General features: G+C 45.1%; 10 protein-coding genes and 1 other annotated feature. All 10 genes read right to left on the reverse strand.

What is annotated here, in order from left to right; translation table 11 throughout:
• Window positions 1-38: 38 nt before the first annotated feature.
• Window positions 39-257: a binding site (T-box leader), on the reverse strand.
• Between the two features lie 43 nt (window positions 258-300).
• Entirely contained in the window at window positions 301-1758 is a 1458-nt protein-coding gene (gene gltX / locus CN378_RS15840; protein ID WP_098353415.1) for a glutamate--tRNA ligase, read from the reverse strand.
• Between the two features lie 86 nt (window positions 1759-1844).
• Window positions 1845-2321, reverse strand: a complete 477-nt coding sequence (ispF, locus tag CN378_RS15845; protein WP_098353417.1) for a 2-C-methyl-D-erythritol 2,4-cyclodiphosphate synthase — start codon at window positions 2319-2321, stop codon at window positions 1845-1847.
• Window positions 2314-3018 (reverse strand): 2-C-methyl-D-erythritol 4-phosphate cytidylyltransferase, encoded by a 705-nt coding sequence (gene ispD, locus CN378_RS15850; RefSeq protein WP_098353419.1) that lies wholly within the window; start codon window positions 3016-3018, stop codon window positions 2314-2316. The genes ispF and ispD overlap by 8 nt, the downstream gene beginning before the upstream one ends.
• A gap of 76 nt (window positions 3019-3094) precedes the next feature.
• The gene (locus CN378_RS15855) at window positions 3095-4186 is read right to left on the reverse strand and encodes a PIN/TRAM domain-containing protein (protein WP_098353420.1); all 1092 of its coding nucleotides are present in this window, start codon (window positions 4184-4186) and stop codon (window positions 3095-3097) included.
• A 213-nt stretch (window positions 4187-4399) separates the two neighbouring features.
• Window positions 4400-5473, reverse strand: coding sequence for a DNA integrity scanning diadenylate cyclase DisA (gene disA / locus CN378_RS15860; RefSeq protein WP_098353421.1), 1074 nt, complete (start codon window positions 5471-5473; stop codon window positions 4400-4402).
• 3 nt (window positions 5474-5476) lie between these two features.
• Complete coding sequence (gene radA / locus CN378_RS15865) at window positions 5477-6853, reverse strand: DNA repair protein RadA (RefSeq protein WP_098353423.1); 1377 nt, start codon at window positions 6851-6853, stop codon at window positions 5477-5479.
• A 205-nt stretch (window positions 6854-7058) separates the two neighbouring features.
• Window positions 7059-9506, reverse strand: a complete 2448-nt coding sequence (gene clpC, locus CN378_RS15870) for an ATP-dependent protease ATP-binding subunit ClpC (protein WP_098353425.1) — start codon at window positions 9504-9506, stop codon at window positions 7059-7061.
• Window position 9507: 1 nt separating this feature from the next.
• The gene (gene mcsB, locus CN378_RS15875) at window positions 9508-10590 is read right to left on the reverse strand and encodes a protein-arginine kinase McsB (RefSeq protein WP_098353426.1); all 1083 of its coding nucleotides are present in this window, start codon (window positions 10588-10590) and stop codon (window positions 9508-9510) included.
• Entirely contained in the window at window positions 10587-11135 is a 549-nt protein-coding gene (gene mcsA / locus CN378_RS15880) for a protein-arginine kinase activator protein McsA (RefSeq protein ID WP_098353428.1), read from the reverse strand. The genes mcsB and mcsA overlap by 4 nt, the downstream gene beginning before the upstream one ends.
• A 20-nt stretch (window positions 11136-11155) precedes the next feature.
• Entirely contained in the window at window positions 11156-11617 is a 462-nt protein-coding gene (locus tag CN378_RS15885) for a CtsR family transcriptional regulator (protein WP_098353429.1), read from the reverse strand.
• Between the last annotated feature and the right edge of the window lie 681 nt (window positions 11618-12298).

Consider the following 12298-nt stretch of genomic DNA (forward strand, 5'->3'; position numbering starts at 1 on the left):
AGCGTTTAACAATAAAAAAACGCCCCTGTCAATATACTGACAGAGACGCTTTTAAGGCGCGGTTCCACTCTGATTGAGAAGACATTCCTTCTCCAACTCGAATCCTGTTAACGGTAGGAAGCCGCCTTTACCTACTCTATTTCAGTAACGGGCTCAGAGGTGCATTTCAGAAATGGAGAGGCTTAAACCACTTTCAGCCGGTGATGGTTCTCTCTACTAAGCATCCTTTTCTTACTTCTCCTCATCAACGCGATTTCATTTAGTCTGATACTCTTACTATATTACAGATCCTTCAAAATGTTAACCTAAAAGACTTTGAAGGCGATGTTTAACGGTATCTTTCCCTAAAAGCTCGATGGCATTCGGTAATTCCGGACCATGTGTCTGACCTGTTACTGCTACACGGATCGGCATGAACAGCTTCTTCCCTTTATGACCCGTCGACTTTTGGACCGCTTTAATGGATGATTTAATTTCTGCTGCTTCATACGTTTCAAGGGCATCTATCTCATCTAAGAAGGCTTGAAGAACTTCTGGTACCTGTTCTTCTTCCAGTACCGCTTTCGCCTCTTCATCATATTCGATATCCGTCTTGAAGAACATTTCAGACAGCTCCACGATTTCAGCACCAAAGCTCATTTGCTCCTGGTATAAAGAAATGACGCGGCTTGCCCACTCACGTTGTTCAGCAGACATATCACTGTTCAATTTACCGGCACTGATTAAATGAGGAAGGGATAACTCCACCACTTGCTCTAGTTCTAAATTCTTCATGTACTGGTTATTCATCCATGTCAGCTTCTGGTTATCAAACAGGGCAGAAGAAGTGGAAAGACGCTCAGGATCAAAGATTTCAATAAACTCTTCTCTTGAGAACAGCTCTTCCTCTCCTTTTGGAGACCAGCCGAGTAACGCGATGAAGTTGAATAAGGCTTCTGGTAAATAGCCTAATGCTTCGTACTGCTCGATGAACTGAATGATGCTCTCATCACGCTTGCTCAGCTTTTTACGGCTTTCATTCACGATTAATGTCATATGCCCGTAGACAGGGGCTTCCCATCCAAGAGCTTCAAAGATCATCAGCTGCTTCGGTGTATTGGAAATATGATCCTCCCCACGAAGAACATGCGTAATTTTCATTAAATAATCATCGACTGCCACGGCGAAGTTATACGTAGGTGTACCATCTTTCTTTGCAATGACAAAATCACCGATGCCATCTGATTCAAAGGCTACATCCTCTTTGACGATATCGTTGAAAGAGTATACTTTCCCTGCAGGTACACGGAAACGGATGCTCGGTTGACGTCCCTCTGCAGCTAATTTCTCCTGATCCTCTTTCGTCAGGTTGCGGCACTTACCTGAATAGCGGGGCATTTGACCTGATGCCGATTGAGCTTCACGCTCTGCTTCCAGCTCTTCCTCCGTACAGTAACACTTATAAGCCTGACCGCTTTCTAACAGCTCATTTAAATACTGCTCATAAATATGGTTACGCTCTGATTGGCGATAAGGACCGTATTCACCTGGCTTATCTGTACTTTCATCCCAATCGATTCCAAGCCACTGAAGGTATTTAAGCTGACTTTCTTCCCCGCCTTCGATGTTACGCTTCTTATCCGTATCTTCAATACGGATGATGAACTTTCCGCCTACACTGCGGGCGTATAGGTAATTAAATAAAGCGGTTCTAGCATTTCCAATATGTAAATGACCCGTTGGACTCGGGGCATAACGGACGCGTACTTCCTGTGTCATTTGTTCTTCCTCCTCAATGATTCCTGCTTTAAAGTCTCTGACCTATTTTAACACCGTTAAGTACGGGAATAAAGCGAATTTATCCCCTACTTCTTTTTAATCAATATGGTGGTTTGTGCAGCGATCCCTTCGCCTCTTCCGGTAAACCCAAGCTTCTCAGAGGTTGTCGCCTTTACGTTTACATCTGCCATATCCGCTTCCAGCAGCGTGGCGATGCTTTGTCTCATTTCATCGATATATGGAGCCATCTTAGGCTTCTGGGCAATGATCGTGCAATCGATATTCCCTAATTCATAGCCTTCCTCTTTCACAAGTGCCCATACATGCTGTAGCAGCTTTGCTGAATCAGCATCCTTGAACTCGGGATCTGTATCCGGAAAGTGCTTGCCGATATCACCGGCTGCGATGGCACCTAAGCACGCATCTGCTACAGCATGAAGCAGGACATCCGCATCCGAATGACCCAACAGCCCTTTTTCATACGGAATGGTGATCCCTCCCATGATAAGGGGTCTTTCTTCCACTAATTGATGAACGTCAAATCCTTGTCCGATCCTAAACATGTTTCTCTCCTCCACTCATTTCCTCTCGCTTCTTCAAAATTGCCTCGGCAAAATACAGATCTTCAGGGGTTGTCAGTTTGATATTGTCATAATCACTCTCAACGACCGCCACCTCAACATCGGATCTTTCTACCAGTGAAGCATCATCTGTACCAAGGAAACCGTCTTGATCCGCTTCATCATGTGCCCTTTTCAAAACGGAAACACGAAAAGCTTGTGGGGTTTGAACCATCCACAAGCTTGAGCGTTCAATCGTTTCCTCGACTTCTCCATCCAGTACTTTCTTGATCGTATCTTTAACAGGAACCGCCGCAATGGCAGCCCCTGTTGAATATGTCTTTTCGACTAATTGGTGAATCGTGGATTCTTTAATGAATGGTCTTGCCCCGTCATGTACCAGAACAATCTCATGATCAACCTCAAGCAACGCATTGTATACACTATGCTGTCTTTCTTCGCCCCCATCCACAAGCTTGACGACCTTCTTGATCCCGAACCGTTCTAACAGGTCTGAGAACACAAGCCGCTCTGAAGGATGGATGGCTAGATAGATTCCCTTACACTGGGTGTCATTTTCGAAAACACGCAATGTATGAACGATGACAGGACAGCCGTTCAACTCAAGGAGCAATTTGTTTTTGCCCGCTTTCATCCGCTTACCCTGCCCAGCAGCGGGAATGACCACTTCATATTCCATAGAATTACTCCTTTAACACATAAGTATTACTTTCATTATACCTTACTGAATCAAGGGAGTCAGGGCAAAAAAAGTCTTATAGTGCTTTTTCCAATTGCTTCGGTTTCGCAAAGATCATCCGGCCTGCAGAGGTTTGAAGAACGGATGTCACAAGTACATCGATATACTTACCGATATAATTGCGTCCTTCTTCCACGACGATCATCGTACCATCATCCAGGTATGCGATTCCCTGGTTATGTTCTTTACCATCTTTGATGACCTGTACCTTCAATTCTTCTCCTGGTAATACAACCGGTTTGACGGCGTTGGCCAAATCGTTGATATTCAATACTTGTACACCCTGAAGGTCGCACACTTTATTCAAGTTGAAATCATTCGTCACCACGATGCCATTGGTCAGCTTCGCCAATTTCACCAGCTTCGAATCCACTTCCTGAATTTCCTCGAAGTCACCTTCATAAATCTGGACCTCGACCGGAAGCTCCTTTTGGATGCGATTGAGGATATCAAGGCCGCGTCGACCACGGTTCCGCTTCAGTACATCGGAAGAATCCGCAATATGCTGGAGCTCTTCAAGGACGAATTGAGGAATCACAACGATCCCTTCCAAAAATCCGGTTTGACAGATATCCGCGATACGGCCGTCGATGATCACGCTCGTATCCAATATCTTAAGGGTCTTCACGCCCTCTTCATCGAGGTCCTCGTCCGTCCCTTTTTTCTTACCACGGTTCCCCGTGCCGAATAGACCGACCAGTTCATCCCTTTTCTTAAACCCGACCTGGAATCCTAAATATCCAAGAAGCAGCGTTAATAGAATGGGAACCACCGTGTTGACGATCGGAATCTCCATTTGATTGAACGGGATCCCAAACAAATACGCAACAAACAGACCGATGATCAGTCCTAAACTCCCAAATAATAAATCCGTTACCGGTGCCTTAACCAAGCTATCTTCAAACCACTTGACGAAATTGACGACATACTCGACTGCCCAAAACGTAAGAATATAAAAAATGATGGCACCAAATATAGCAGTCATATAAGGGTTATTAATTAAAGGAATGTCTGATAAATTTATGACGGTAAATAATTCGGGAAGCAGAAATATCCCGAGTGTCCCCCCAACGATCAGGAAGCACGCTTGAACGATTCGTTTTAACATTCCCTCACCTCCTCCTACTCATTATAAACAATTTACTATTTTTGAAACGTCTCAACCTTGGAAATTTGAAATTTAATACAACGGAAACCATTTTGATATACGTATCCCATTTTACTAGCTTCCTTAAATGAAGGCTAACATGTCTGTTAGCGACTGTCAATTTTTTGAAAAAGATACTATTATACCATATATGGCAAATACAGGTCTACATACCTATAGCTGACGATCGGCAAACGTTTGTTCCTTGATCAGTTTTAACCCTTCTTTGATTTTTCTTGCCCTCACTTCGCCAATTCCTTCAACTTCATCCAAATCATCCACGGATGCATTCACGACATGGGGGAGGGTTTCGAATCTGGTGATCAGATTTTCGATGATCACGAGCGGCAGACGCGGGATCTTATTCAACACGCGGTACCCTCTTGGATAGATGGCATCATCATGATGGACATAGCCGTGATAGCCCAATAATTTTAATAGGACATTATCCTCTAATACTTCAGAATGGACGAGCTCCTGAAATTTATAGAGAAGCTCAAACGGCTTGATGTTCCGTTCCTGGGAATAGTCCCGGATGATGAGCATCGCCTCATCTTCAATATCCGCCAGCAGCTCATTCATCTGAAGGCGGATCAGGCGGCCCTCGACTCCGAGCTCGCTCAGATAGGTCAACAACTCATTCTTGATCCTGAGAACCATCTCGAACCGGTGAAGAACCTGCAGCAGGTCACTTTGGGTGACAAGCTCCTCAAACTCAAGCACCGATAAATTGGAAATACTCTGATCGAGCACGACCTTATACTTCTCCAGCGTTTGAATCGCCTGGTTGGCCTTCGTCAAGATGACAGAGATGTCCTTTAGGGCATATCGAAAATTCCCTTGATATAAAGTGATGACGTTTCTCCGCTGGGAGATGGCAATGACAAGGGCATTGGTTTGTCTGGCGACCCGCTCAGCCGTACGATGCCTCATCCCTGTTTCAGTGGAAGGAACATACACGTCAGGAGCAAGCTGCGCATTTGCCAAAATGATCTTGGTGCCTGCTTCGTTCAGGATGATGGCACCGTCCATCTTGGCCAGCTCATACAGATAGCTTGGAGAAAAAGCACAATTGATATGAAATCCCCCATCCAGTACGGACTTCACCTTATCATTGTAGCCGACTACAATAAGCCCCCCTGTATTCGCCCTCAGCACATTGTCAATACCGTCCCTGATCGGGGCACCGGGAGCAACGAATTGTAATATATCCGACATGGACTTATCTCTTGCCTTCTTATCTTCCATCTCTTATCCTCCTAAAATAATTGACAGTGCTTCATTGATATTCGATACCCCTGTGACCTCTATATCAGAAGGAGGATGCCAACCGCTTAAGTTATTTTGGGGAATGATCACCCGTTTAAATCCTAACTTGGCCGCTTCCTGCACGCGCTGTTCAATTCTTGATACCCTTCTAATCTCACCTGTCAAACCAACTTCACCAATGATGCAGTCGTGGGCACTGGACGCTCTATCCCGAAAGCTTGAAGCAATACTTGCAGCGACGGCCAGATCAATCGCCGGCTCATCCAATTTCACCCCGCCGGCCACTTTCAGATAGGCATCCTGCTGCTGCAAAAGCATTCCTGCCCGCTTCTCCAACACAGCCATGATTAGGGAAACCCGGCTATGATCGATCCCTGTTGCCATCCTCCTTGGATTGTTAAAGCTGGTCGGTGTCACCAGGGCTTGAATCTCGACAAGAACGGGCCTTGTACCCTCCATCGAAGCAACGACCGTCGAACCCGCCGCACCTTGTGAACGCTCTTCCAGGAAGATCTCAGAGGGATTCGCCACTTCCTCCAAGCCAAGCTCCTTCATTTCAAATATCCCCATCTCATTCGTCGAACCGAACCGATTCTTCACCGCTCTTAAAATTCGATAGGAATGATGCCGTTCCCCCTCAAAATAGAGGACGGTATCCACCATATGTTCCAGTAAGCGCGGTCCTGCAATCGATCCTTCCTTGGTCACATGACCGACAATAAAGATGGCGATGCCCTTCGTTTTACCGATTCTCATCAGTTCCGCCGTACATTCCCTCACCTGGGACACACTGCCGGGAGCAGACGTCACGTCAGGATGAAAGACCGTCTGGATCGAATCGATGATGACGAAATCAGGTGAAATCTGTTCTATCGTCTGATGAATCAGCTCAAGATTCGTTTCCGCAAATATATATAAATCATCCGATTTCACGTGTAATCGATCTGCCCGAAGCTTTGTCTGCTTAATGGATTCTTCACCGGATATATACAAAACCTTCTGCTTTTGATCAGCCAGCTGAGCCGAAACCTGCAACAACAAAGTAGATTTCCCGATCCCCGGGTCTCCCCCGATCAAAACAAGCGACCCCGGTACGACACCTCCACCCAGCACCCGATTCAGCTCTTTCGACTCCGTCAATACCCTCGGCTCCTGCTTGGTCTCGATGGAGATCAGCTTCTCTGCCTTTGAAGGTCCGCTATTCTCAGAATGCATAAACGACGTGCGGGGCTTCTTCCCGGTCATCTCAACCTCTTCCACCATCGTATTCCACTCATTACATCCCGGACATTTCCCCATCCACTTAGCAGACTCATATCCACAGGATGAACACACAAACTTAGTCTTTTTCTTTGCCAATCTATTCTTCTCCTCTTTTACTCTATTTGTACTTCTATCATTTCATGACAATACCATTTGGAATGATTGTATCGGTTTTATGTATCGGATTCAATTGAAAAGCGGAGGTGGCTTGGGGAGAGTTCCCTGAATCCTTAATAACGTTCAGTAAGAGAAAAGAGGTACACGAAAACCCTATACGTGTACCTCTTTATCACCTTTGCTATTATGTCGGAGTATTTGCTGCTTCTTCTTCCTTAACTTTCACAACAAACTCACTATCTTCCACATCGATCAATATATTCTGCCCTGTCAGCACTTTACCTCTTAGCAGCTCCTCTGACAGTTTATCCTCAACATATTTCTGGATGGCGCGACGCAGTGGCCGTGCACCGTATTCAGGATCGAATCCTTCATCTGCTATCTTCTCTTTGGCAGCAGAGGACAGCTCTAAATGAATATCCTGCTCTTTCAGGCGGCTTGTTAATTGATTCGACATCAATGTCACAATCTCTTTGAGGTGATCTTTTTCAAGTGAATGGAACACGATGATTTCATCGATACGGTTCAGGAACTCCGGTCGGAAAGCACGTTTCAGTTCTTCCATGACCTTCCCTTTCATATCTTTGTAATCCTGTTTTCCATCCTGGATATTGAACCCTACGTATTTATTACTCTTAAGAGACTGGGCACCCACGTTCGATGTCATGATCAGGACTGTATTCCTGAAGTCTACCGTTCTTCCTTTAGAGTCTGTTAAACGGCCATCCTCCAGTACTTGAAGGAGAATATTGAATACATCCGGATGTGCTTTTTCAATTTCATCTAAAAGAACGACCGAATATGGCTTGCGGCGAACCTTTTCCGTTAACTGACCGCCTTCTTCGTATCCTACATATCCTGGAGGTGAACCGACTAAACGGGAAGTCGAGTGCTTTTCCATATACTCGGACATATCGATACGGATCATCGCATCTTCATCACCGAACATGGATTCCGCAAGGGCACGGGCCAATTCCGTTTTCCCGACACCAGTTGGTCCAAGGAAAATGAAGGAACCGATCGGACGCTTCGGATCTTTCAGTCCGGCTCTTGCACGGCGGACGGCTTTAGAAACCGCAACGACTGCTTCTGATTGCCCGATGACTCTGGAGTGAAGGATCTCCTCTAACTTGAGTAGACGATCCGTTTCCGTTTGGGCCAATTTCGATACCGGAACTCCCGTCCAGTTCGATACAACCTTCGCGATATCTTCCACGGTCACTTCTGTATTTTCCTGACCTTGTTTTTCTTTCCATGTGTTCTTTGTTTCTTCCAGCTCTTCACGAAGCTTTTGCTCTGAATCCCGTAAAGAAGCAGCTTTTTCAAATTCCTGACTTTGTACAGCTGCATCCTTTTCTTTGCGGATTTCCTCAAGCTTTGCTTCCAGCTCTTTCAGATTTGGCGGTGTCGTGTAAGAACGTAATCTCACTTTGGAGCCCGCTTCATCAATCAAATCGATGGCTTTATCCGGCAGGAACCGGTCGGAAATATAACGATCAGACAGTTTCACCGCAGCATCGATCGCTTCATCTGTAATCGATACACGATGATGGGCTTCATAACGATCACGAAGTCCCTTCAAGATCTGGATGGATTCTTCTGCCGTCGGCTCATTGACTTGGATCGGTTGGAAACGACGCTCAAGGGCAGCATCCTTTTCAATATATTTGCGGTACTCATCCAATGTTGTAGCACCGATACACTGTAACTCTCCACGGGCAAGGGATGGTTTCAGGATGTTCGATGCATCGATTGCACCTTCCGCGCCACCCGCACCGATCAGGGTATGAAGTTCGTCGATGAAAAGGATGATGTTACCGGCTTGACGGATCTCATCCATGACTTTCTTCAGTCGATCCTCGAATTCCCCGCGATATTTCGTACCGGCTACAACCGTACCCATATCAAGGGTCATCACGCGCTTGTCACGGAGGATTTCAGGTACCTCATTGGCGATGATCTGTTGTGCTAGACCTTCTGCAATCGCGGTCTTACCTACACCCGGCTCACCGATTAATACAGGGTTGTTCTTCGTACGACGGCTCAATACCTCAATGACACGCTGAATCTCTTTACTTCGCCCAATGACCGGATCCAGGCTTCCTTCACGGGCAATTGCCGTCAGGTCACGCGCTAAGCTGTCAAGAGTCGGCGTATTGGCATTGGCATTGCCTCCGCCCTGGTGGTTGCTGGAATCATTGCTGCCGAGTAACTGCAAAACCTGCTGTCTTGCTTTATTCAAGCTGACACCAAGATTACCAAGTACACGGGCGGCGACTCCTTCTCCTTCACGAATCAATCCTAATAAGATATGTTCCGTTCCTACATATGAGTGACCCAGCTTACGGGCCTCATCCATAGAAAGCTCAATCACTTTCTTCGCACGAGGTGTGTAATGGATCGTTTGAGATTTCTCGGTTCCCTTCCCAATCAATCCTTCGACTTCCTTCTGGATCTTTTCAGGGCTCAATCCCAACGCCGTAAGAGCTTTGGCTGCAATCCCTTCACCTTCGCGGACAAGTCCTAATAAAATATGTTCAGTACCAATATTACTGTGCGACAAACGAATCGCTTCTTCCTGAGCTAACGCCAATACTTTTTGGGCTCTTTCTGTAAATCGACCAAACATCATATTATTTTTCCTCCTCACATGTATCTTTATCTAACTTAATTCGCTCCCGAATCAAAGAAGACCTTCTTATATCCCGTTCATTTGGTCTCAATGGACCTCCAGAATATTGTTGTAAAAAACCAGGTTGGGTTAAAATCATTAGTTCATTCAATATATTCTTAGATATCACTTTGATGTATCCTAAATCAATTCCAAGCCTGACATCGGATAAACACTTCGCTGCTTCCTTGGACTCAATGATCCTGCTGTGCTCGAGTACCCCGAGAGAGCGAAAGATCCTATCTTCTAATTGTATGTTTGACGTTTGCACTAATGCGTCCCTTGCCGACTGTTCTTTCTCGATGATCTGCTTAACAACGCTCATCAAGTCTTCCACTATATCCTCTTCCGACTTACCAAGTGTCGTCTGATTCGATATCTGAAAGATGTTCCCAAGCGCCTCGCTGCCTTCCCCGTATATCCCCCTTACCACTAATCCCAACTGATTGATGGCAGGAATGATACGGTTTAACTGCTGCGTTAACACAAGGCCCGGTAAATGCATCATGACAGAAGCCCTGAGCCCCGTCCCTACATTGGTGGGACAAGTCGTCAGATAACCATGCTTCTCATCAAACGCAAAGTCAAATTCCCTTTCAAACCAATCGTCGATCTGATTGGCTTTCTGTAAAGCTTCCTTTAATTGCAAACCTGGATATAAACACTGTATTCGAATATGGTCCTCTTCGTTTACCATTATGCTGATATCTTCTTCACTTGATAAAAGGACAGCCCCATAGTTCGTGTCCTCTGCCAAGTTAGGACTGATGAGGTGTTTCTCCATTAATACCCTCTTTTGGAGTGGCTGAATCTCACTTGTAGGTAAAAATTCTAATTCTCCTAAATTCTCCGGATATAACGGGAGCTTTTCTTTTACACGCTCCACGATCTCTCTCGCTTCCTCAGAAGAATAAAGAGTGGAAAAGCGAAAGTCTGTCAGGTTTCTTGCGAGGCGAACCCTTGAACTTAGAACAATATCCGAATTGGGTCCCTCTTCGCTCATCCACGAACTGACGGCATTACTCAAGAACTTCTCCAGACTCATTCTTTATCGCCTCCCTCTTTCTTGATATCTTTTTCCAGGGAGCGGATTTCGTCTCGGATCTCGGCTGCTTTTTCAAACTCTTCATCCGCGATCATCGTTTGCAATTCAGTCTTCAAATGCTGAATCTTCTTCTTCACATGGATGGCTCCGCCCATACGCTCCGGAACCTTCCCGTGATGCTCTACATTCCCACTGTGAACCCGTTTTAACAAGGGAGTCAGCTCCTCTTTAAACGTCTCATAACAATGGGCACAGCCAAAGCGCCCCACATTGATAAACTGATGAATCGTCATTTTACATTTTTCACACTGCAAAACTTCTCTTTTCGGAATTTCCGTTTCCTTCGCCTGCTTAAATGCAGGAGTTATATTAAGAAGACCTGCCAATAAATTGTTCACAGAAAAGCCGGGAGAAGAATCAAACATAAACATCTCACCCTTATCCTGGGCACACTGATCACATAAATGAACCTCTGTCTTTTCCCCGTTTACCACCTTGGTAAAATGAAGGGTCGCAGGTCTTTCATGACACTCTTGACAAACCATCCCATTCACCTCTCCAGCACTTACTCATACTTCAATGTATCCAGCATGGCTCTAAGCATTCTTCCCCTCAGGACATCCCGTTCGGGTAAGTCGACCATGATGACCGATCGATCCATCACACTCAGCATGATCTTTGCTTCTCTTTCAGAAATGATATCTTCCTCTACTAAACGAAATACAATATCCGAGGCCGTATTCTGGCTGATCGTTTGAGTAATCAGCGCTACCAGCTGATCAATCAGATGTACTTGATCATGGGCTTTCACCTTCATAATCCGGATATATCCCCCGCCGCCCCGTTTACTTTCTACTACATACCCTCTTTCAATCGTGAATCGGGTATTGATCACATAATTTATTTGAGAAGGAACACATTGAAACTTATCAGCGATCTCGCTTCTTTTAATCTCGACTATCTCACTTTCACTCAGTTCTAACACGTTCTTTAAATAACTTTCAATGATGTCGGATATGTTCCTCATCGAACCTCCTCCTCATTTTGACTTTGACTATATTTGACTATAATTATACAACCGCATTTTCAACTTTGCAATTAAGAAGTTTGACCTTAAAAGTTTTCCTGTTTAAGGAAAGTTTTAAACGTGTGAATGTAAGATTGTTGGATAGAATTTAAGAAATGGGGCATTGGGAAGGTGTGAAGTTTTATTCTGGCAGTAAAGTAAGGTGAGGAGATAGCGAGTTGAGTTTGGATGGGTGATCAAGGGCTGGAATGGGCTATTATGTCGGTGTGATTATGAAGATGTATGTAAAACATGAGATATTTGAGCATGATTGGGGAGGAAACATTTTGATTGGTTTGTTTTACTCGGCTATATGGGGGATGGCATATGGTTGGAGTGGAGTGGATGGGTGGGAATTGCGTCATTTTCAAATTAATTGCGTCATTTTATTATTTTTTGCGTCGTTTTTTGGGGTGATTGCGTCATTATTTTATTATTTGCGTCTTTTTCCATTTACTTCCTATACCACGAGATGCGCCACTGCCTCATTGAAACCCTTTGTAGAAATTATATTCAAAAAAACCAAACAAAAAAGAGCAACTCCTAAGAGCTACTCTTTCTTCAAATATCGCCTGGCGAAGTCCTACTCTCACAGGGAGAGATTCCCCAACTACCATCGGCGCTGAAGAGCTTAACATCCGT

Origin of the sequence: Bacillus sp. AFS015802, assembly GCF_002561455.1 — a bacterium.
In the GTDB taxonomy this organism is placed as follows: domain Bacteria; phylum Bacillota; class Bacilli; order Bacillales; family Bacillaceae_B; genus Rossellomorea.

Excerpts from the sequence above, each read along its gene's own strand:
- gltX (WP_098353415.1), bottom strand. The coding sequence starts at position 1,758 with ATGACACAGGAAGTACGCGTCCGTTATGCCCCGAGTCCAACGGGTCAT.
- ispF (WP_098353417.1), bottom strand. The coding sequence starts at position 2,321 with ATGTTTAGGATCGGACAAGGATTTGACGTTCATCAATTAGTGGAAGAA.
- ispD (WP_098353419.1), bottom strand. The coding sequence starts at position 3,018 with ATGGAATATGAAGTGGTCATTCCCGCTGCTGGGCAGGGTAAGCGGATG.
- CN378_RS15855 (WP_098353420.1), bottom strand. The coding sequence starts at position 4,186 with ATGTTAAAACGAATCGTTCAAGCGTGCTTCCTGATCGTTGGGGGGACA.
- disA (WP_098353421.1), bottom strand. The coding sequence starts at position 5,473 with ATGGAAGATAAGAAGGCAAGAGATAAGTCCATGTCGGATATATTACAA.
- clpC (WP_098353425.1), bottom strand. The coding sequence starts at position 9,506 with ATGATGTTTGGTCGATTTACAGAAAGAGCCCAAAAAGTATTGGCGTTA.
- mcsB (WP_098353426.1), bottom strand. The coding sequence starts at position 10,590 with ATGAGTCTGGAGAAGTTCTTGAGTAATGCCGTCAGTTCGTGGATGAGC.
- mcsA (WP_098353428.1), bottom strand. The coding sequence starts at position 11,135 with ATGGTTTGTCAAGAGTGTCATGAAAGACCTGCGACCCTTCATTTTACC.
- CN378_RS15885 (WP_098353429.1), bottom strand. The coding sequence starts at position 11,617 with ATGAGGAACATATCCGACATCATTGAAAGTTATTTAAAGAACGTGTTA.